The organism is Arthrobacter sp. B10-11, assembly GCF_033142195.1.
GTDB classification, from domain to species: Bacteria; Actinomycetota; Actinomycetes; order Actinomycetales; family Micrococcaceae; genus Arthrobacter; species Arthrobacter oryzae_C.
The window spans coordinates 643,023-662,110 of sequence record NZ_JAWMTH010000002.1 but is presented as its reverse complement, the minus strand read 5'-3'; the positions used below and the strand labels follow the sequence as shown (position 1 = coordinate 662,110).

General features: G+C 66.2%; 19 protein-coding genes. 10 read left to right on the top strand and 9 right to left on the bottom strand.

Annotation, left to right across the window (positions count from 1 at the left end):
* Positions 1 to 91: 91 nt before the first annotated feature.
* Positions 92 to 1,216 (top strand): glycerate kinase, encoded by a 1,125-nt coding sequence (locus RW112_RS08700; RefSeq protein ID WP_317781356.1) that lies wholly within the window; start codon positions 92 to 94, stop codon positions 1,214 to 1,216.
* Between the two features lie 58 nt (positions 1,217 to 1,274).
* Here the strand turns inward: RW112_RS08700 and RW112_RS08695 are convergent, their stop codons facing one another.
* Together RW112_RS08695 and RW112_RS08690 are read right to left on the bottom strand one after the other, a co-directional pair.
* Positions 1,275 to 1,937, bottom strand: coding sequence for a DUF6766 family protein (locus RW112_RS08695; protein ID WP_317781355.1), 663 nt, complete (start codon positions 1,935 to 1,937; stop codon positions 1,275 to 1,277).
* A 56-nt stretch (positions 1,938 to 1,993) separates the two neighbouring features.
* Positions 1,994 to 2,485: a DUF6328 family protein gene (locus tag RW112_RS08690; protein ID WP_317781354.1), complete on the bottom strand. Its 492-nt coding sequence runs from the start codon at positions 2,483 to 2,485 to the stop codon at positions 1,994 to 1,996.
* Positions 2,486 to 2,678: 193 nt separating this feature from the next.
* Between RW112_RS08690 and RW112_RS08685 the strand changes: the two genes are divergently transcribed.
* Together RW112_RS08685 and RW112_RS08680 are read left to right on the top strand one after the other, a co-directional pair.
* Entirely contained in the window at positions 2,679 to 3,575 is an 897-nt protein-coding gene (locus RW112_RS08685; protein ID WP_317781353.1) for an SDR family oxidoreductase, read from the top strand.
* A gap of 43 nt (positions 3,576 to 3,618) precedes the next feature.
* Positions 3,619 to 4,137, top strand: a complete 519-nt coding sequence (locus RW112_RS08680) for a hypothetical protein (protein ID WP_317781352.1) — start codon at positions 3,619 to 3,621, stop codon at positions 4,135 to 4,137.
* A 55-nt stretch (positions 4,138 to 4,192) separates the two neighbouring features.
* On the opposite strand, the gene RW112_RS08675 is transcribed toward RW112_RS08680, so the two are convergent.
* Positions 4,193 to 5,545: a uracil-xanthine permease family protein gene (locus RW112_RS08675; RefSeq protein ID WP_317781351.1), complete on the bottom strand. Its 1,353-nt coding sequence runs from the start codon at positions 5,543 to 5,545 to the stop codon at positions 4,193 to 4,195.
* 241 nt (positions 5,546 to 5,786) lie between these two features.
* On the opposite strand from RW112_RS08675, the gene RW112_RS08670 reads away from it, so the two are divergent.
* Positions 5,787 to 6,392, top strand: coding sequence for a malonic semialdehyde reductase (locus RW112_RS08670; protein ID WP_317781350.1), 606 nt, complete (start codon positions 5,787 to 5,789; stop codon positions 6,390 to 6,392).
* A gap of 188 nt (positions 6,393 to 6,580) precedes the next feature.
* Here the strand turns inward: RW112_RS08670 and pgm are convergent, their stop codons facing one another.
* Positions 6,581 to 8,242 (bottom strand): phosphoglucomutase (alpha-D-glucose-1,6-bisphosphate-dependent), encoded by a 1,662-nt coding sequence (gene pgm / locus RW112_RS08665; protein ID WP_317781349.1) that lies wholly within the window; start codon positions 8,240 to 8,242, stop codon positions 6,581 to 6,583.
* A gap of 295 nt (positions 8,243 to 8,537) precedes the next feature.
* On the opposite strand from pgm, the gene RW112_RS08660 reads away from it, so the two are divergent.
* Positions 8,538 to 9,362, top strand: coding sequence for an NERD domain-containing protein (locus tag RW112_RS08660; RefSeq protein ID WP_317781348.1), 825 nt, complete (start codon positions 8,538 to 8,540; stop codon positions 9,360 to 9,362).
* Positions 9,363 to 9,470: 108 nt separating this feature from the next.
* Complete coding sequence (locus RW112_RS08655; protein ID WP_317781347.1) at positions 9,471 to 9,923, top strand: DUF4190 domain-containing protein; 453 nt, start codon at positions 9,471 to 9,473, stop codon at positions 9,921 to 9,923.
* Between the two features lie 64 nt (positions 9,924 to 9,987).
* On the opposite strand, the gene RW112_RS08650 is transcribed toward RW112_RS08655, so the two are convergent.
* The 3 genes from RW112_RS08650 to RW112_RS08640 all read right to left on the bottom strand — a co-directional run bounded on the left by RW112_RS08650 (position 9,988) and on the right by RW112_RS08640 (position 13,705).
* Positions 9,988 to 11,457 carry an oligopeptide:H+ symporter gene (locus RW112_RS08650; protein ID WP_317781346.1) on the bottom strand — a complete coding sequence of 490 codons (1,470 nt, stop codon included), beginning with the start codon at positions 11,455 to 11,457 and terminating at the stop codon, positions 9,988 to 9,990.
* A gap of 84 nt (positions 11,458 to 11,541) precedes the next feature.
* The gene (locus RW112_RS08645) at positions 11,542 to 12,972 is read right to left on the bottom strand and encodes an amidase (RefSeq protein WP_317781345.1); all 1,431 of its coding nucleotides are present in this window, start codon (positions 12,970 to 12,972) and stop codon (positions 11,542 to 11,544) included.
* Positions 12,965 to 13,705 (bottom strand): peptidase E, encoded by a 741-nt coding sequence (locus tag RW112_RS08640; RefSeq protein WP_317781344.1) that lies wholly within the window; start codon positions 13,703 to 13,705, stop codon positions 12,965 to 12,967. The genes RW112_RS08645 and RW112_RS08640 overlap by 8 nt, the downstream gene beginning before the upstream one ends.
* A 112-nt stretch (positions 13,706 to 13,817) precedes the next feature.
* Here RW112_RS08640 and RW112_RS08635 point away from each other — a divergent pair, with 112 nt between their 5' ends.
* The 3 genes from RW112_RS08635 (at position 13,818) to RW112_RS08625 (ending at position 15,540) form a co-directional block, all read left to right on the top strand.
* Positions 13,818 to 14,144 (top strand): rhodanese-like domain-containing protein, encoded by a 327-nt coding sequence (locus RW112_RS08635; RefSeq protein WP_317781343.1) that lies wholly within the window; start codon positions 13,818 to 13,820, stop codon positions 14,142 to 14,144.
* A gap of 111 nt (positions 14,145 to 14,255) precedes the next feature.
* Positions 14,256 to 15,239 carry a prephenate dehydratase gene (pheA, locus tag RW112_RS08630; protein ID WP_317781342.1) on the top strand — a complete coding sequence of 328 codons (984 nt, stop codon included), beginning with the start codon at positions 14,256 to 14,258 and terminating at the stop codon, positions 15,237 to 15,239.
* A gap of 91 nt (positions 15,240 to 15,330) precedes the next feature.
* Positions 15,331 to 15,540, top strand: a complete 210-nt coding sequence (locus RW112_RS08625) for a hypothetical protein (RefSeq protein ID WP_043429215.1) — start codon at positions 15,331 to 15,333, stop codon at positions 15,538 to 15,540.
* A gap of 7 nt (positions 15,541 to 15,547) precedes the next feature.
* Here RW112_RS08625 and RW112_RS08620 read toward each other — a convergent pair whose 3' ends face one another.
* A complete protein-coding gene (locus RW112_RS08620) occupies positions 15,548 to 16,645 on the bottom strand; it encodes a diacylglycerol/lipid kinase family protein (protein WP_317781341.1) in 1,098 nt (365 codons plus the stop codon).
* Between the two features lie 88 nt (positions 16,646 to 16,733).
* Between RW112_RS08620 and serS the strand changes: the two genes are divergently transcribed.
* On the top strand, positions 16,734 to 18,014 hold the full coding sequence (gene serS / locus RW112_RS08615; protein WP_305943082.1) for a serine--tRNA ligase: 1,281 nt from the start codon (positions 16,734 to 16,736) through the stop codon (positions 18,012 to 18,014).
* A gap of 28 nt (positions 18,015 to 18,042) precedes the next feature.
* Here the strand turns inward: serS and RW112_RS08610 are convergent, their stop codons facing one another.
* The gene (locus tag RW112_RS08610) at positions 18,043 to 19,086 is read right to left on the bottom strand and encodes a hypothetical protein (RefSeq protein ID WP_317781340.1); all 1,044 of its coding nucleotides are present in this window, start codon (positions 19,084 to 19,086) and stop codon (positions 18,043 to 18,045) included.
* Positions 19,087 to 19,088 lie beyond the last annotated feature (2 nt).

Here is a 19,088-nt window from a genome sequence, read left to right as displayed (position 1 = left end):
GCGGAACCCTTCGTTGCTGCACCGTTCTTTACATTGCAGGTCTTTACACTGCAGGCAAGCGCTTTCCGGCGGATGCTGGCAGGATAGACCCATGCGCATTCTCATCGCTCCGGACAAGTTCAAAGGGTCATTGACCGCTGCCCAGGCAGCCAGCGCCATTGCCGAGGGCGCGCTGCGCGTCTATCCGGATGCCGTGGCCACGCAGTTTCCAGTGGCCGACGGCGGGGAAGGCACCCTCGAGGCCGCCGTCGCGGCGGGCTACGAAGAGCGGCTGAATGCCGTCGTCGGACCCATCCTGGCGCCTATCGGTGCGGCCTGGGCCCTCCGCAAGGACGCTTTTGGCGGTACCACCGCCGTCATCGAAACCGCACAGGCATCCGGGCTGGCGCACATGGAGCCCACGCCGGCGAATGCGCTGCGGGCCCACAGCTACGGCTGTGGGCAGCTAATCGCCGCAGCGTTGGACGCAGGAGCCACGGAAATCGTGCTGGGCGTGGGCGGTTCGGCAATGACCGACGGCGGCAGCGGCGCCTTGCGCGCGCTCGGCCTGAAGCCGCTGGACGCCGCCGGAAACGTGGTTCCTTTGGGCGGCGGTTCCCTGGCGGATGTTGTGGGCGTTGACGTTTCCGGACTGGACCCCCGGCTGGCCGCCGTGAAGTTCCGGATTGCCGTGGACGTTCAGAACCCGCTGTTCGGAAATGAGGGAGCGGCGCACGTCTTCGGCCCGCAGAAGGGGGCCGACGCGGACGCCGTGGAACTGCTGGACGCGGGGCTCCGCAACTGGGCATCCGTTCTCCGGCAGGCCACGGGCCACGACGTCAACGTTCCCGGAGCCGGCGCGGCCGGCGGCTTCCCGGCGTCATTCCTGGCTTTCAGCGGCGCCACCCTCGAAGGCGGCTTCGCGCTGGTGGCGGGCCTGACCGGCCTCGCCGGCCAGTTGGCTGAAGCCGACCTGGTGATCACCGGCGAGGGTTCCATGGATTCGCAGTCGCTGGAGGGCAAGGCTCCGATTGCGCTGGCGGATGCTGCACATGAGCGGGGGATCCCCGTCATTGTGGTGGCCGGCCGCATCCTGGTCACGCCGGAGGACCTCGCCAAGCATGGCGTGGTGGCTGCGGCGCAGCTGCTGGACGTCGCAGCCAGCCCGGAAGACGCCGTCGCCAACGCTGCCAAGTACCTTGCCTGGGCAACCAGCCAGGTCCTGGAAGGCGCCTGACAGACGCGCTGGACAGAGACGCCCGACGGCGGCCGCCGGCTAGCAGCGGCCGGGGCCGCTAGGCCCCGGTCTCGTAGTGCGGTTCGGCCACCGGCTTGGACTCGGGCGATCCCCGTTCACGCAGGTAGACGGAAGCGCCCACCAGCACGGCAACGGCCAGGAACTCGCTCTGCCAGTTCTGGAAGGACTCGAACCAGAACCGGCTGGTGGCGAGGTATCCGAGCAGCGTCACACCCGGCTGCCCGTGGCTTTGCTGTTCCTCGCTGTACTCTTCGCTGCCGCCAATGGCATGGATGGTAAAGGATGCGAGGAACAGCAGCAGGAACATGATGGACAGGGAGTGCTCATACAGCTTCAGCACTAGCCCGCCGCGGCGCACCGGCCATGGCGTGGATGCCTTCACGGTCGCATCCCGCGGGTCCTGGTCCTGCGGCGCGGTACGGCCCATCGGTTTGGATTCCGAGGAGCCCTTCTGGAGGAGGAAGACCGTCAGGATGACGTACATGCCCATCTGCAGGAACTCCGATTCCCAGTTCTCGAAGGTGGCTTCAAGGAATGCCCCGGTGCCAAGGTACTCGGTGATGGTCACTGCCGGCTGGCCGTGGGCCGTCTGGTCTTCGCTGTAGTCGCTGGCCCCGCTAATGATCATGCCGCCGAAAAACACTAGGAAAAGTCCGATGTTGGCCAGCAGCAGCCCGTGTTCCTTAGCCCACTTCTTCATGGCGCCTCCCGATGAGTTTGATCGAACCGGGCGAGGATTACGCCCGGGCCTTTCGGCTAGTCCTGGGATGCCCGCTTGTGCAGCCACATCGGCACGAAAACAAGCAGCAGGATCATGACGGCGAGGAGCCCGCCGCCAGCGAGAAGCCCGGCCTCCCGTCCGGCGGTCACATCGAACACCAGCGACGCCGTTCCGGCGCTCAGGAGTGCGACTCCGGCCAGGGCCACTTTGGCAATCCGGTCAGCACTCTCGACGAGGGTTTCCTTCAGCTGCTTCCGGAAGAGCCTGCGATGCACGCTCACGGGGAGGAGGATGAGGGCCGTGATGAGTGCGGCCAGTACCACGTTGGCTAGATAGAGGCCCACCTGGTAATCGTCCAGTCTCTCGAAGCGTTGCTGGAAGGGAATGGTCAGGAGAAAGCCTGCGAGGATCTGGACGCCGGTCTGCAGTACCCGGAGTTCCTGGAGCAGTTCCGCCCAGTTGCGGTCCATCTGCTCGTTAACGGTCTCGTTCCTGCCGTCGCCAACCACGGCATCGTGTTCTGACATGGACTCACCTCCGGGCCTGGCGCGCGGCGCGCGCAACTGACTCTCAACCTAGGCTTGAAGCCTCGCACTAGCAATACTAAGTTTGCTGACTAATTTGTCCAAAACGGTGGACTTGCCCTGTCCGCTGGGATAGTTTCGAAGAGCCGGTCACGCACCGGACGCAGGCAAAACCGAGACATTAGCGAGGTGGAGAATGACCGAAAACAAGCAGGACCACCAGCCGCAGGACCCCCGGACGGGCTACCACGAGGGGCCGTTCCCGGAACAGGTGCAGGAACAGCCGGGGCTCACGGCGCCCATGGAGCCGAAGCCTGATCATGGCGAGGAAAGCTACGAGGGAAGCAACGCGCTTGCAGGCAAGGCGGCACTCATCACCGGGGGAGACTCAGGGATCGGAAAAGCCGTGGCCATTGCGTTTGCCCGCGAGGGGGCCGACGTCGCCATTTCCTACCTTCCCGAAGAGCAAGCCGACGCCGAGGACACAGCGGCGTGGGTCCGGAAGGCCGGGCAGCGGGCTCTGCTGCTGCCGGGCGACGGGCGCAGTGAAGAGTTCAGCACCAGGATTGTGGAGGACACGCTCGCGGAGTTCGGCCACCTGGACGTGGTGGTCCTGAACGCGGCCTACCAAAAGAACCGCGACAGCTTTGAGACGCTTCCCACCGAGGAATTCGACCGCGTTTTCAAGACCAACCTCTACTCGCTGTTGTGGACGGCCAGGGCCGCCGTGCCGCACCTCAAAGCAGGGGCATCCATCATCACCACAGCATCGATCCAGGCCTTCAACCCGTCGCCGGGCCTCATCGACTACGCCATGACCAAAGGCGCGCAGGTGGCGTTCACCAAGGCACTGGCCCAGGAACTCGGGCCCAAGGGCATCCGGGTTAACGCGGTTGCCCCGGGGCCCATCTGGACGCCGCTGATTCCCGCCACCGAATGGCCGGAGAAGCTGCCGAAGTTCGGCCAGGACACTCCGTTGGGCCGGGCAGGTCAGCCCGCGGAGCTCGCGGCCGCCTACGTCCTGCTCGCCTCGGATCACGGATCCTACATCTCCGGCGCCGTTCTTCCGGTGACGGGCGGCAAGGGCCTCTGATCCCCAGACTCACCAAACAAGTGCGACCAGCAGGAGGTATGACATGACGCAGGAGAACCAGGGAACGCCCATCGAGGAAGAAGGCGGTTACGGAACGCCCACGGTCGAGCAGGAAATGGGTGGTGCCGACACGAAGAAGTTTGCCCAGCCGCGTGAGGAAGAGGCATTCGACGCGGCGGGCTTAAGCCAGGACAGCCCGGATGGCGAGACCTACCCCGCCGGGGCGCCGGACCTCAGCCAGTTCGGCGCCGAAGACCAAGACAGCGCAGGAGAACCCGGAGCGGGACGCTTCGGAGGAACGGAGGACCAGATGAGCGCAGAAAATGAAAGCGCGGACCCCGGCTTCGAGCCGGACACCACGGGGACAGATGGCGGTGACGCGGCGGTGCCTTCTTCGGAGGCGGAAATGGACGAGTCCAACACCGAGGATCCCGATGCCGGGCGGCCGTTCTCCTCGGAGCCGGGGCAGGACGCGGCCGGGATTCCGGACGGCAGCGGCACCGACCTGCCGGACAGCAAGGCGCCCAAAGACCGCGACGACGACACCTTCGACGCCGGATAATCCAAGGCCGGGTTGACGGGCGGGCGGCTTATGAAAGCCGCCCGCCCGCCGTCGGTTACCGCCGCTTTTTCGGAGTCCGCTTGGCGGCGTTAATGGCGGCCTTGGCTGCCGGGGGCAGGCCCGCCTGCTCGGTCTCCGGTTCAGCCACGCTCCCGCGGGCCTTCGCGATCGCCGTCATGCCGTGGTAGATGACCAATGCGGCGGCGGAGCCCAGGGCGATGCCGGTGAACGTCAGTTCGCCGATGGTCCAGGTGTAGTCGGCGATCCCGATGATCAAGGCCACCGCGGCGGTGGTCAGGTTAACCGGGTTGGAGAAGTTGACCTTGTTCTGGACCCAGATCTTGACGCCCAGGACGCCGATCATGCCGTACAGCATGGTGGCCGCACCGCCCAGCACTCCGGCGGGAACCGTGGCGATCAGTTCGCCGAATTTGGGCGAGAAGCTGAGGATGATCGCGAAGATGCCAGCCACCCAGTAGGCGGCCGTCGAGTACACCTTCGTGGCGGCCATGACACCAATATTCTCGGCGTAGGTGGTGGTTCCCGAACCGCCGCCGAAGCCGGCCAGCACGGTGGCGGCGCCGTCCGCCATCAGGGCACGGCCGGAGACGCCGTCGAGGTTCTGGCCGGTCATGGCGGAGACGGATTTCACGTGGCCGATGTTTTCGGCCACCAGCACAAGCACCACGGGGACAAAGAGCCCCACGACACCCAGGTGGAATTCTGGCGTCTGGAACTGCGGCAGGCCCACCCAGGCCGCTGAGTCCATCTTGGAGTAGTCCACCTCACCGCGGATCATGGCCACCAGGTAACCCGCCACCACGCCCACCAGGATGCTGAGGCGGCCCAGGATGCCTTTGAACAGCACGCTGACCAGGATGATGGTGGCCAGGGTGATCACCGCGGTGACAGGGGCGGCATCGAAGTTGTTTTTTGCTGCCGGGGCGAGGTTCAGTCCGATCAGGGCCACGATGGCTCCGGTGACAATGGGCGGCATGAGCCGGTTGATCCAGCCGGCTCCGAATTTCTGCACCACGGCGCCGATGACGGCCAGCCCGGCGCCGGCGAGCACCACTCCGCCCAGCGCGCCGGGAACACCGAACTGCTGCTGCGAGGCCATGATGGGGGCGATGAACGCAAAGCTTGAGCCGAGGTAGCTGGGCACCCGGCCCTGCGTGATCACCAGGAAGAGCAGCGTTCCGATGCCGGAGAAGAACAGCGTGGTGGCCGGCGGCATGCCGGTGATGATGGGCACCAGGAACGTGGCACCGAACATGGCCACCACGTGCTGCATCCCCACTCCGATGGTCAGCGGCCAGGTTAGGCGTTCACCGGGGGCCACCACCTCGCCGGGGCGGACCGACTTTCCGTTGCCGTGAAGCTTCCATTTGGTACCAAGCATGCTCATGGCCGGGAGCCTTTCAAAGAAGTATGTGTCGGGAGGGGGAAGGAATCTTCCGGAGCAACATTACCGCGCAGGCCGTGCGGCGCGCCCCGGCCGGCAGGCGTACAGGCAGGCACCCGTTCCCGCGGCGTGGGGAACGTCACGCGCAGTCACGGGAAGAGGAACTATTCGCTTGAAGTTGCAACTATAGAAACCAGAACCGCCGGCCGCCTCCGGGTGAGCGGGCCCCTCGAAAGGTATGCAGATGACAATTGCCCATGAAGAAGCAGTGATCGACGCAGCCGCAGTGGATGCGATTTTCGCTGAAGCCCGTACGGCCAACGCCTTCACCGGTGAGGTCACGGATGAGCAGGCCCGCGCCATTTACGAACTGACCAAGTTCGGCCCCACGGCTTTCAACTCCCAGCCGCTCCGCGTGACCTACGTCCGCTCCGATGAAGCCCGCGCACAGCTCGTGGAGACCCTCTCGGCGGGTAACCGCGCCAAGACCGCTTCCGCTCCGCTGGTCGCGGTCCTCAGCTACGACACCGCCTGGCAGGATCAGTGGGACAACTTCCTGCCCGGCTACAACGCCCCCAAGGCCATGTACGATGCGTCGCCGGATCTCGCGGCCAGCACGGGCAACAACAACGCACACCTCCAGGCCGGCTACTTCATCCTGGCGGTCCGCTCCCTCGGGTTCTCCGCCGGCCCCATGACCGGCGCTGACTTTTCCGCCATTGATGCGGCGTTCTTCCCCGCCGGGGACCAGAAGAGCTTCCTGGTGGTCAACATCGGCCAGCCCGGTCCGGACGCCTGGGGCGAAGCGAAGCCGAAGTTCGCTTACGCGGACGTCGTACGCACGGTCTAGGCGTCGTACGCACCGTCTGACCCTCTCTCACTTAATGCACGTTAAGCAGCGACGCTCTCTCACTTACTGCACATTTAACAGCGATGCTCTCTCACTTTTCTAAAGAAAGTGAGAGAGCATCGCTGTTTTTCCGGCATTAAGTGAGAGAGCGTCGCTGTTTTTCCGGCATTAAGTGAGAGAGCGTCGGGTCAGGCGATAACCCCGTCAACCAGTGCCTTGGCTTCGGCCTGGACCTCCTTGAGGTGCTCGGCGCCCTTGAAGGACTCTGCGTAGATCTTGTAGACGTCCTCGGTGCCGGACGGGCGGGCGGCGAACCACGCATTCTCGGTGACCACCTTCAGGCCGCCGATCGATGCGCCGTTGCCCGGAGCCTCGGTGAGCTTGGCCGTGATCGTCTCGCCGGCGAGTTCGGTGGCGGTGACGTCCGACGGCGACAGCTTGCCGAGCGCTGCCTTCTGCTCGCGCGTGGCGGCGGCGTCGATCCGGGCGTACACGGGATCGCCGAACTGGTCGGTGAGGCCCTTGTAAAGCTGCGAAGGAGACTTGCCTGTGACGGCCGTGATCTCCGAGGCCAGCAGGGCCAGCAGGATGCCGTCCTTGTCCGTGGTCCACACGCTGCCGTCCATCTTGTTGAAGGACGCACCGGCGGATTCCTCGCCGCCGAACGCGCCTTCGCCGGACAGCAGTCCGGGAACGAACCACTTGAAGCCCACGGGAACCTCAACGAGTTTGCGGCCCAGGCTCTCGGCCACGCGGTCGATGATGGAGGAGGACACGAGGGTCTTGCCGATCACCGACTCCGGGTTCCACCCCTTACGGTGGCGGTAAAGGTAATCGATGGCGACGGCGAGGTAGTGGTTCGGGTTCATCAGCCCGCCGTCCGGTGTGACGATGCCGTGGCGGTCGGCGTCGGCGTCGTTGCCCGTGGCGACATCGAAGGGTGCGGACCCGTCCGCACCAACAGACATCCGGTTGATCAGCGAGGCCATGGCGGACGGCGAGGAGCAGTCCATCCGGATCTTCTCGTCCCAGTCCAGGGTCATAAAGGCCCACTGCGGATCAACAGTGGGATTCACCACTGTGAGGTTCAGGTGGTGGCGCTCCCCGATCTCCCCCCAGTAGTCCACCGAAGCGCCGCCCATGGGGTCGGCGCCGATCCGGACGCCGGCCTCGCGGATGGCGTTCAGGTCCAGCACGGACGGGAGGTCGTCCACGTAGCTGCTCAGGAAGTCGAACTTCCCGGTTGTCTCAGCTGCCAGGGCATCCGCAACCGGGATGCGCTTGACGCCGCGGAGCCCGTTTTCCAGGAGTTCGTTGGCCCGGTTGGCGATCCAGCCGGTGGCGTCAGTGTCCGCAGGTCCGCCGTGCGGCGGGTTGTACTTGAAGCCGCCGTCACCGGGCGGGTTGTGGCTCGGAGTGACCACGATGCCGTCCGCCTGCGGTGCGCCGGCAGGGGCGTTCCGGTTGTGGGTCAGGATGGCGTGGCTCAGCGCAGGAGTCGGCGTGTAGCCGTGGCGGGCGTCGATCAGCACATTCACGCCGTTGGCTGCCAGGACTTCGAGCGCGGAATTTTGGGCCGGTTCGCTGAGGCCGTGCGTGTCTTTTGCCATGTACAGCGGGCCGGTGATGCCCTGCCCGGCACGGTATTCCACGATCGCCTGGGTGATGGCCACGATGTGGGGCTCATTGAACGAAGCCTTCAGGCTGGACCCCCGGTGCCCGGAGGTGCCGAACGCAACGCGCTGGCCCGGATCGCTCAGATCGGGGGAAACATCGTAGTACGCATCCAGGAGCGCAGTGAGGTCAACAAGGTCTTGGGGTTGGGCAACTGTGCCCGCGCGGCTAGCCATGGCACCAGCATGCCAGACGACAGCGGGGCACAACACGGTTTGTCCGGAATCCGGCCCCTATGACGCCGAATTTCATCCGGCATTTACCAATTTATTGCCTTTTGCATTTATTAAGGGGCAGTAATTCGCCGCAGAAAAGCGAGTAGTGGCGCCAAAACTACCTATATACCGGCTGTCCGCAGGCTGCTAATTTTCTAAACAAATTACGACGGCGGTGCCCTCCGCCGCCGTCAGCGTTGCAGTGAATCCAGTTGCGGCGTACCCGGTTGCGGCGAATCCAAGGGGAGGTCAGTTCATGGCAGCAGGCGACGGAGCGTCAGAGCAGTCACGGCTGGCCGCAGAGCGCATCGCTCGGCTCAAGCGCCGGCTGGACCATCCCGAGCGCGCCGCCGAACCGTGGGGTGCCGGCACGGAGGGGGGGCGCCTTACCGCGAACCGGCTGGGCGAACTGACCCCGCAGGGCTGGTTCCTGCTGCACGACGTTCACTGGCCCGGGCGGCCGCTGGCTAGTCTTGACCACGTGCTGGTGGGGCCCGGAGGAGTTGTGGTGGTGGATGCCAAGACGTGGTCCGGCAACGTTGAAGTCCGGGACGGCGTCCTCAGGCAGAACGCCTATTCACGCAACCCGGGAGTGGAGGGCGCCCTGGGGCAGGCGGCAGCCGTGGCTGCGCTGCTCGACGCGCCCCACCGCCACCTGGTCCGCTCCATCATCTGCCTGACCGGCCAGCCGGACTTCGCCGACGTGACGGGCTCCGGTGTCGCTGTGCTGGGCATCAACCACGTAGTTGCGCGGGTGGCGGCACTCCCGGCAGTACTTGACCCGCCGACGGTGGTCGGCCTTTATTCTCGGCTGGGACAACAATTGACCCAGCCGCAGTCACCCGGAGCGCGAAACTACCCTCATGTCCCCACCCGCTCGAACCAGGGTGCGGTGTATCCGCCGCCGCTTCCCAGCCGCTATCACGGCTCAGCGGCCGGCAACGTCACAGGCGGCCCCGTCTCCCTGCACATGGGGAGATCTGCACAGGACCGCGGGCGACAGTTGGCGGCCGGTTTATGGACCCTGCTGCTCCTGGGGGTCGTGGTGTTCTCACTGTCGGTGCCGCTCTGGGCCCGGTAGTCGTCCGCTGGCTGGCTTCTCAGCTGGAGGGTCACGGGTCTATCACGGCCGCCCACCTCCGGGCGGCGCGTTGATAGGCTGGGTTAGCCACCAAAAAGGGGATTTCCCATGACGAACCAGCCTGCCTCCGGTGATGAGGGGACGCCCGAGGGCTACCAGCCGCCGTCGTATATTCCACCGCAAGGGTCACAGCCAGTGCCTCCCGGACCGTATGGCCAGCCGCCAGCCTATGGCCAGCCGCCGGCTTACGGCCAGCAGCCCGGACCGTACGGCACCGCCTACGGGCAGCCCTCCTACTACGGCGCGCCGCCCGAGCCCAAGGGACTCAGCATCGCGAGCCTGTGCTGCGGCATCGCGGTGTTCCTCGGGCTGGGTCTTTTCATCCTGCCGCAGATTGCCGCCGTGGTCCTGGGCCATCTGGCACTGCTCCGGGAACCCGCAGGCCGCGGGCTCGCCATTGCCGGCCTGGTCCTTGGCTACCTCGGCCTGGCGCTTACGGCGATTGTGCTCACGTTCGCCGTGGCGGCGATCTTCGCCGCAGCCAACAGCTACGGCTACTGAAAGGTCCGGCTGGCTGCAGGACTCCACCGGACCTTTCGACGGCGGGCGACGGCGGCTCATCGGCTCAGCGTACGCCGCCCATGAGCTTCCTGATGGCCGGCGAGGCTGCCGCGAGGCCGACGGCGAGCACCATGGCGGTGCCGCCGATGCCGATGAAGTACGGCAGTTCGTCGTCGGGGTTGTACAGCCCGGACAGGATGCCCGCCAGTGTGGTGCCGAGGGAAACCGAGAGGAAGAACAGGGCCACCATCTGCGTGTGGAATGCCTGCGGGGCCAGTTTGGTGGTGACGGACAGCCCGATGGGGGAGAGGAAGAGCTCAGCCAGGGTGAAGAGCAGCAGGATGCCGACCAAGGCCAGGAGGGGCGTCTTGCCGCTGCCGGCCAGCGGGATGAAGGCCAGGAAGGCGAGCCCCATCACGAACAGGCCGATGGAGAACTTCAGGGCCGAGCCCGGCTGCCTGTTGCCGAGGCGGGTCCACAGGGCTGCCATGATGCCCGCGAAGATGATGATGAACACCGGATTGATGGACTGCACCCAGGCTGCCGGCATTTCCCAGCCGAACACGTTCCGGTCCAGTTTCTCCTCCGAGTACACGGCAATAAACGTGAACTGCTGCTGGAAGAGCGCCCAGAACGCCGCGGAGGCGACGTACAGCGGGATAAAGGCCACCACCCGCTTGCGTTCGGTCCCATTGACCTTCCTGCTGGAGAAGATCAGGCCGAAATACAGCAGGGAAGCGCCGATGGCCGCGTAGGCCATAGACATGGCCAGGTTTTCCGCGTTGACCGCCCCGGTGGCCAGGAGGACCGCCACCGCGGCGGCAATGCCCAGGAAGATCAGCCCGTACCGGGTGCGCTGGTTTGCCGGGAGCGGGTTGGGCACGCGGTGCGCCTCGTCGGGAAGTTTCCTGCGCCCAAGCGCGTAGATGCCAAGCCCAAGGGCCATGCCGGCGGCGGCGGCGCCAAAGCCCCAGTGGAACCCCTGGCTTTCCTGCAGCCAGCCGGTGACCAGCGGGCCGATCAGCGCGCCGGCGTTGATGCCCATGTAGAAGATGGAGAAGCCGGCGTCGCGGCGCTCGTCCTTCTCCCCGTACAGGGTGCCCACCAGCGCGGTGGCGTTGGCTTTCAGGCCGCCGGAGCCGACCCCCACCAGCACCAGGCCGGCAATGAGTCCCGGGATGCCGGGCACCAGGGCCAGGGCAATGTGGCCGGCCATGATCAGGACGGCCGAGCCGAACAGGACGCGTTCCGAACCGAAGAGCCGGTCAGCGAGCCACGCGCCGAGGATGGTCGAGAGGTAGACTCCGCCGCCGTAGGCGCCCACCAGGCCGGCGGCCAGGCCCTGCTCGATTTCCAGGCCGCCCTGGGCGGCCGTGAAGTACATGTAGTAGAGGAGGATGCCCTGCATTCCGTAGAAGGAGAAGCGCTCCCACATTTCCACGGAGAAGAGGCTGGCCAGCATCTTTGGGTGGCCGAAAAATGACGTGTCGCCCGGCGTCGTGGCGGGGCGATCGGATAAATGAGTGGTGCTCATTTACTTAAGAGTGGCACTGCGGTGCGTGATTGTCACATTCCCGCAGGGAGGAATCAAGGCGGACTCGCTGGCCGGACGCTCCGGTTAGAACCCGATCTGCGCCGCCACTTGCAGCAGCAGCGCCTCGGATCCGATCGGCCCCACCAGCTGGATCCCCATGGGCAGGCCGGCGCCGGGCGAGCCTTCCGTCCAGTGCACGGGGATGCTGATGGCGGGCAGGCCGCACACATTGACCATGCTGGACCACGGAGCGAATTCGCATTGCTTCCGGTAATCGCCGTCGGCGTCGCCGGCCCATTCCGAGGCGGGCCAGTAGCCGTCCCCGTGGGAGGCTCCCGTGAACCAGCCCACGGGACGCGGTGTCTGGGCCAGTGCCGGCGTCAGCATGAGGTCCCACTGGGCGTACTGGGAGACTGTGTCGCGCTCGAACTGCCGCAGGAAGCCCAGGGCCTCGTTGAGTTTCGACGCACTCCTTTGCTGCGCGCGACGCCGGAACGTGCGCGTGAGCGGGGTCAGCAGCGCTTCGCGCTGCGGCGCAATCCGGGCGCTCCCGACGCCGGCCGTCCACGCCGTCGTGAACGCATCCGGGTAGCGGTTGTCATACCGGATGGCCGCTTCGGCGGTGGAATGTCCCGCCGCTTCGAGCAGGCGGACGCCTTCCTTGAGCGCGTCCATGGCTTCCTGGTCCGGCATAAACGGAAAGATTGCCTGCCAGGGGCTGTCCAGGCTCACGCCGATCCGCAGCCGGCGCGGCGGCCGGGACAGGGATGTGAGGTACTGGCCGGAGCCGGCTCCCGGCGCGGACACCAGGGCGTCAAGCATCAATGCGGCGTCCCCCGCCGACCGCGCCAGCGGGCCGGCCACCACCAGCCGGGCGGGATCTCCGGTGCTTTCGCCGGCCGGGACGAGGCCGCGCCCCGGCTTCAGGCCCACCAGCCCGCACGCCGCCGCCGGGATCCGGACGGAGCCGCCGCCGTCGGACCCGGGAGCGAACGGGACCAGGCCGGCCGCAACGGCTGCGGCGCTGCCGCCCGAGGAGCCGCCCGAGCTGCGGCTCAACGCATGCGGATTCCGCGACGGCGGTGCGATCAGGTTTTCGCTGTAGGCCGTCAGGCCGAACTCCGGAACCTGGGTCTTGCCCAAAGAGATGGCGCCGGCACCCTTCAATACCGCCGCCAGGGCACCGTCCACGGTTGCCGGCTTGCGGTCCAGAGCGGCGCTGCCGTGGGTAGTCACCACGCCCGCTACATCGGTCAGGTCCTTAAAGGCCACCGGCATGCCGTGCAGTTGCGGGAGCTCCGGCAGGCGGGAATGCGGCGGGCGGGAGTACAGCGCATCGGCGGCCGCGGCATCGGCCAGCGCCTGTTCCGCAGTGACAGTGATGAACGCGCCGAGGCCGGGATTGCGTGCCGTTATCCTGGCAAGGAAGTGCTCCGTCACCTCCCGCGCGGAGAGCCCGCCCGAGTGGAGCGCATCGCGGAGCGCCACCGCGGATAATTCGTGGATTTCAGCCAAGGAAGCGGGCCTCCAGCCGCTCTTCGGCCACGGTAGCGGCGTCACCTTCCACTTGGCGGGTGACGCGGTACGCGGACTTGCCGCGCACTTCGGTGACCGCCTCCACAAGGTCCGTCCCGAAGTAGACCAGCCCCGCGCCGTCGTCCGTGCAGTGTGTTTCGCCCAGCGTGCCGTCTGCCACGAGCCGGTGCACCAGCGGGCGGCGTTGGTCCTCGGAGTCATAGTGCACGCCGTTCGCATAGGGCAGGAAGCCCAGGGCGTTTGTCACGGGACGCAGCTGCGGTCCGAACGAATCCGTGGTGCCGCCCTGGTACCAGCAGATGGACCCCGCCGAGACCCCGGCGAGGACCACTCCGCGTTCCCACACCCGCCGCAGGATTCGGTCGAGGCCGTGCGCCCGCCACACGGCCAGCAGGTTCACCACCGACCCGCCGTTGACCCACACCACGTCCTGCTCCAGGAGGTGCGCTTCCGGATCGTCGATGCTGGGCATGGTGAAAAGGTTGAGGTGGCTGAAATCGAAGCCCGCGATTCTCGCCGCCTGGTCCATCTCCGCGTTGAACCAGCGCTGGTCGCCCGCTGCAGTGCCGATATGCGTGACGCGCGGCGCCCGCCCGGTAACGCCGGAAAGTTCGACGGCGTGGTGCAGCAATGCGTCAAACTCCAGGCGTGAACGCGACCCGGCTTTGTAGCCGCCGGATGTTGCCAGGATGGTTGGCTGTTGGGCTGTCATCAACGTTCCTCCCTTGCGGTCCCCTTGAAGCGTAACGTGCCCCGGATTCGGGATGGCCGCCCGGGCGGAGGCTACGCTGGAGGTAGACCTTCATTTTCCGGAGAGGACACCCATGAGCGACTTCGAAACTGTGACCGTGACCGACGTTCCGGCGGACGCCAAGATCCTTGACGTCCGGGAAGACTACGAGTGGTCGGCCGGGCACGCCGAAGGTGCCCTGCACATTCCACTTGACCAGCTGCCGGCCCGGCTCGGCGAGCTGGATCCGGACGAGGACCTGTACGTCATCTGCCGCACCGGCGGCCGTTCCTTCCGAGCGGCCCAGTGGCTCGTGGGGCAGGGCTATACGGCCCATAACGTTGCCGGCGGAATGGACCAGTGGCTCGAATCGGGCCTGCCGCTTGTTTCGGACAACGGCCTCAAGCCCGTCATCCTCTAAATCGTGCCCCGTTCGCCTGCCGGGCCCTAGCCGCCCGCCCGGGCCCTAGCCGACCGCCCTGGCCCTTGCCGCCCCCCGGGCGGCCTTGAAGTTATCTGAGAAGGACAGTCCATGCCCGCGATGCCCGTCACCTACACCTTCCTCGGCCCGGAGGGCACGTTCACCGAGGCCGCGCTGATGCAGGTGCCGGGCGCCGCTGAAGCCGTCCGCATCCCGTCCTCCAACGTGAACACCGCACTCGACAAGGTCCGGAACGGATCCGCGGATGCTGCCATGGTGCCCATCGAGAATTCCGTGGAGGGCGGGGTTACCGCAACGCTGGACGCCATCGCCTCCGGCCAGGAACTGAGGATCGTCCGCGAAGCGCTGGTGCCCATCAGCTTCGTCCTGGTTGCCCGCCCCGGCGTGGAAATCCCGGATATCCGCCGGATCTCCACGCACGGCCACGCCTGGGCGCAATGCCGGCTCTGGGTGGAAGCCAACATGCCCGATGTGGAATATATCCCGTCGTCCTCCACCGCGGCCGGCGCCATGGGGCTGCTGGACGAAGAGGGAGCCCACTACGACGCCGCCATCTGCGCCCCGATCGTGGCCACCGAGCAGCCCGGACTCCGGGTGCTGGCCGAGAACATCGGGGACAATCCCGGGGCGGTGACGCGCTTTGTGCTGGTCAGCCGGCCCGGTGCGCTGCCGCACCGCACTGGCGCGGACAAGACCACCGTGGTGGTTCCGCTGCCGGAGGACCGGCCCGGTGCGCTGATGGAAATCCTGGACCAGTTCGCCACCCGGGGCGTGAACCTGAGCCGCATCGAATCACGCCCAACCGGGCAGTACCTTGGCCACTACTTCTTCAGCATCGACGCCGACGGCCACATGGAGGACGCCCGCGTGTCCGATGCGCTGGCCGGGTTGCACCGGATCAGTCCGGCCACGCGCTTCCTGGGCTCCTACCCGCGGGCCGACGCGCAGAGTCCGGAGGTGGCGCCGCACACCTCCGACGAAGCATTCCACGCCGCACATGAATGGGTATCGGGAATACTGAAAGGGGCATCGACCGAGCCTGTTCATGCCCCGCAAGGTTCGCCCACAGCTTAGGCAAATGCCCTTCCGGGTACTTCCCCGCCTGCACGGCAGTGCGTATGCTTGCCTGATCCATTGGGGAGACCTCTACCGGAAGGAGCGGGTCATGTCAGGATCCAGCAGCGACAACGACGGCCAGGGAATGATTGTCAATCCCAAGCCCACTGCGGATAACCAGGATTGGGACGGCGACGACGCCGACAGGGCGGATCGCCTGCGCTTCGAAGAGGAGCAAGCCATGATCCGCGAGCAGTCCGAAGCCCGCGCGGCGGCAAAAGCCGCAGCCGAGGCGGAGGAGAAAAAGGCCAGCGCCTGAGTCCGGCCTACTGCTTCGGGGAGGACACTTCCCCTGCGGGCGTTTCGGCGCCTTTGCTTTCCGGAACACGAACCAACAGCGAGCCCGGCTGGACCTGCACGGTGACGTCGGTAGCCTCTCCGGAGGGATCGCCGTCCACCTGCGTGGCCACCGGCTCGGCGCATTTGATGACGATCTTGCCGGAGCGGTAGTAGCTCATCACCGGCAGGTTCCGCTTGTGCTTGAACATGATCTTTGTGTACATAGCGATCCACCCGATGGCGCTGCGCGGGCTCATCACCACCACGTCCAGCATGCCGTCGTCGATCATTGCCTGCGGGATGAAGTCGATGCCGCCGGGAATGAGTCCGCAGTTGGCGAAGAGCACACTGCGGATCTTCCGGGACTGTTCCGGCTGGTCGTCCAAGGCGATGGAAACCTTTTTGCGGCGCCCGGGCAGGTGCCTGACGCCGGCCTCGGTGTAGGCGAGCCAGCCCACGGCCTTTTTCAGCCCGTCGTTGGTATCCCCGACGACTTCGGCATCCATGCCCATGCCGGCGATGACCAGGAATGCGTGCTCTGACGAGGCGCCGGTCCGCGAGTTCCTGATGCCCATGCGGGCCGTGTCGATGTGCCGCTGGTGTCCGAAGAGTGCTGTCTGGATGCTGCCGTGGACATCGTTGACGTCCAGGTGGATGTTCCTGGCCAGCAGGTTTCCGGTACCCAGCGGGATCAGTCCCATGGGTACGTTCGTGTGGGCCAGCTTCTCAGCCACCACGCGAACGGTGCCGTCCCCGCCGCCCACCAGGACGACGTCGGCCCCGCTCGCGAGTGCTGCCTCAGCCTGCGAATATCCGGGGTCCTCGGCCGTGGTTTCGAAAAAGACGGGGGCTTCCCATCCGGCGGACAGGCAGGCGCGCTGGATCAGGGCACGGGCCTCGTCCGACTTGGCCTTGACCGGGTTCATCACCACGGCCACCTTTTGTTGCACCATGCCCGGATGGTGCGTGTCCTCCTGGACGGCACTGCGAGTATGCAGTGCCTTCAGCCTCCGCACGCCCCACCAGCTGGAGACCGCGAAAGCCAGGGCCGCAGCCAGGATGAGGTAGAGCAGCCAATCGTTCATGGTGCTCCAACACTATCCCGCGGCGACTATCCCGCGGCGACGTGCAGCGCCACCGCGTCATGGCGGGCGCATTCGATACTCTTGTCTGGTGATCGACGTAAAAGACCTCAGCGAAAATCCGGACAAGTTCCGTGCCAGCCAGCGCGCCCGCGGCGCCGACGAGTCCGTGGTGGATGCGATCATCTCGGCAGACGCGGCACGGCGCGCGGCCTTGATCCGCTTCGAAAACCTCCGCGCCGAGCAGAACGCGTTCGGCAAGAAGGTGGCCCAGGCCAAGGGCGAGGAAAAGCAGGCCCTGTTGGCAGAGGTCAAGGTGCTGGCCGCATCGGTCAAGGCCGCATCGGCTGAGGCTGACGTCGCCCAGGCCCAGCAGGAGGAGCTCCTCCGTGCCATCCCAAACCTGATAGTGGACGGCGTTCCGGAAGGCGGCGAGGACGACTACGTTGTGGTCAAGACCGTCGGCGAACCCCGGGAGTTCCCGGATTTCGAGCCGAAGGACCACCTGGAAATCGGTGAGCTGATCGGTGCCATCGACATGGAGCGCGGCGCCAAGGTATCGGGTTCACGCTTCTACTTCCTCCGCGGCGTGGGCGCCCGGCTGGAGATGGCCCTCCTGCAGATGGCCATGGAGCAGGCCATTGATGCGGGCTTCGTCCCCATGATCACCCCCACGCTGGTCCGTCCGGAAACGATGCAGGGCACCGGATTCGACGTCAAGCACGACGCCGAGATCTACCGCCTCGCCGAAGACGACCTTTACCTGGTGGGCACCTCGGAAGTTGCCCTGGCCGGGTACCACGCGGACGAGATCCTGGACCTCTCCGCCGGCCCCATCCGCTATGCCGGCCAGAGTTCCTGCTACCGCCGCGAGGCCGGCTCACACGGCAAGGACACCCGCGGAATCATCCGGGTCCACCAGTTCAACAAGGTGGAAATGTTCATCTACACCACAGTGGAAGAAGCCGCTGCCGAGCATGAGCGCCTGCTCGCGTGGGAAGAGGAGATGCTGGCCAAGTGCGAGCTCCCTTACCGCGTCATCGACACCGCCGCCGGCGACCTCGGCAACTCTGCTGCCCGGAAGTTCGACTGCGAGGCCTGGGTGCCCACGCAGGGCGCCTACCGCGAGCTCACGTCCACCTCGAATTGCACCACGTTCCAGGCCCGCCGCCTGAACATCCGCGAGCGGGTGCTGAACGAGGACGGCGCACCCAAGGGAACCCGCGCCGTCGCCACCCTGAACGGCACGCTGGCCACCACCCGCTGGATCGTGGCCATCCTGGAGCACCACCAGAACGAGGACGGCTCGGTGAACGTCCCCCGGGCGCTCCAGAAGTACCTCGGCGGACTGGAAGTGCTGCCCGTCCTGTAGCTTTTGCTGGTTTGCTGAGAAATCCCCGTCACGTGGTCGAATCCCCGGGTAACGCCGGGGGGATTTGGCCACGCGGCGGGGATTTCTGCCCCCTGATCCCCGCAGCCGCGAGCTTACGACGCAGTAGCCCGGCGTTGGTTGCGGTCTTCCAGTCCCAGCGAACCACCTTGTAACCGAGCGCCCGCAGCCTGTCTTCCCGTTTCTTCTCGGCAAGGATGGCCTCGCGAGTGCTCATGCCGCCGAGGAGTGCGTCGTCGAGGTACTTTGCGTCGCCGTCGAACTCCCCAATAACGCGTTGTTCGGGCCAGAAGAAATCCGTGCGCCCGATGAAGCCTTCGTCATCGTAGAAGGGGTGCTGCAGGACCGGCGCCGGAAGCCCGAGGACGTGGATGAGCGCCCTGCTCCGGGATTCACCTACGGACTCTGATGCCTCATCGGCCAGGGCAAGTACTTCCACGACCCGCCGGCGTTTGGCCGCCGACGGGAGCTGGTCCGACCAGTCCTTCAAATCCTTCCGGGTGAGGCCCTCGCCGTCAGTGCGGCGGCTTCCCAGCACCGCATCCACAACGGCCACAGCCTCCGGCAGCTCCATTCGGACGATGCAGTCAACAACCGTCTGGACGAGCGAAGTGACTGCCACGCCCCGGTGTTCCACGACGTCAGCCGCCCAATGATGCCGGGAGATTCCGTAGCCCCGCACCTGTTCCAGCCCGGTGAGGCCGGTCTTCGGATCCTTGGAAGCACAGGTGGTTGCCGGGAGCCTGCCAGCCCTTTGCGGTGACTGCGTGATGATGTGTATGTGCTCAGGCACCCGGGGGAGGGGCAACCGCCATAGGCGAAGAGCGGTGAGGTAGCAGAATGCGGCCGACGGATCACTGCACGCCACCGCCGCCACCGTAGCCGCGTAGCGTTGCCAGGCTTTAAGCGCGAGCCATGCCGGCTTGCTGCAGTAGACGCCGAACCTGACCCGCACCAACTCGCCGTTGCTATACGCGCGGCTCAGGCTCCGGCTACTTCCAGTGAGGGCACGCCGGCGGCTGGCAAGGATGAGGGAGGCGGAAGCGGAATCCATGC

Bases quoted from the DNA above. Each gene is read 5' to 3' on its own strand.
- RW112_RS08700 (WP_317781356.1), top strand. From the start codon at position 92: ATGCGCATTCTCATCGCTCCGGACAAGTTCAAAGGGTCATTGACCGCT.
- RW112_RS08695 (WP_317781355.1), bottom strand. From the start codon at position 1,937: ATGAAGAAGTGGGCTAAGGAACACGGGCTGCTGCTGGCCAACATCGGA.
- RW112_RS08690 (WP_317781354.1), bottom strand. From the start codon at position 2,485: ATGTCAGAACACGATGCCGTGGTTGGCGACGGCAGGAACGAGACCGTT.
- RW112_RS08685 (WP_317781353.1), top strand. From the start codon at position 2,679: ATGACCGAAAACAAGCAGGACCACCAGCCGCAGGACCCCCGGACGGGC.
- RW112_RS08680 (WP_317781352.1), top strand. From the start codon at position 3,619: ATGACGCAGGAGAACCAGGGAACGCCCATCGAGGAAGAAGGCGGTTAC.
- RW112_RS08675 (WP_317781351.1), bottom strand. From the start codon at position 5,545: ATGAGCATGCTTGGTACCAAATGGAAGCTTCACGGCAACGGAAAGTCG.
- RW112_RS08670 (WP_317781350.1), top strand. From the start codon at position 5,787: ATGACAATTGCCCATGAAGAAGCAGTGATCGACGCAGCCGCAGTGGAT.
- pgm (WP_317781349.1), bottom strand. From the start codon at position 8,242: ATGGCTAGCCGCGCGGGCACAGTTGCCCAACCCCAAGACCTTGTTGAC.
- RW112_RS08660 (WP_317781348.1), top strand. From the start codon at position 8,538: ATGGCAGCAGGCGACGGAGCGTCAGAGCAGTCACGGCTGGCCGCAGAG.
- RW112_RS08655 (WP_317781347.1), top strand. From the start codon at position 9,471: ATGACGAACCAGCCTGCCTCCGGTGATGAGGGGACGCCCGAGGGCTAC.
- RW112_RS08650 (WP_317781346.1), bottom strand. From the start codon at position 11,457: ATGAGCACCACTCATTTATCCGATCGCCCCGCCACGACGCCGGGCGAC.
- RW112_RS08640 (WP_317781344.1), bottom strand. From the start codon at position 13,705: ATGACAGCCCAACAGCCAACCATCCTGGCAACATCCGGCGGCTACAAA.
- RW112_RS08635 (WP_317781343.1), top strand. From the start codon at position 13,818: ATGAGCGACTTCGAAACTGTGACCGTGACCGACGTTCCGGCGGACGCC.
- pheA (WP_317781342.1), top strand. From the start codon at position 14,256: ATGCCCGCGATGCCCGTCACCTACACCTTCCTCGGCCCGGAGGGCACG.
- RW112_RS08625 (WP_043429215.1), top strand. From the start codon at position 15,331: ATGTCAGGATCCAGCAGCGACAACGACGGCCAGGGAATGATTGTCAAT.
- RW112_RS08620 (WP_317781341.1), bottom strand. From the start codon at position 16,645: ATGAACGATTGGCTGCTCTACCTCATCCTGGCTGCGGCCCTGGCTTTC.
- RW112_RS08610 (WP_317781340.1), bottom strand. From the start codon at position 19,086: ATGGATTCCGCTTCCGCCTCCCTCATCCTTGCCAGCCGCCGGCGTGCC.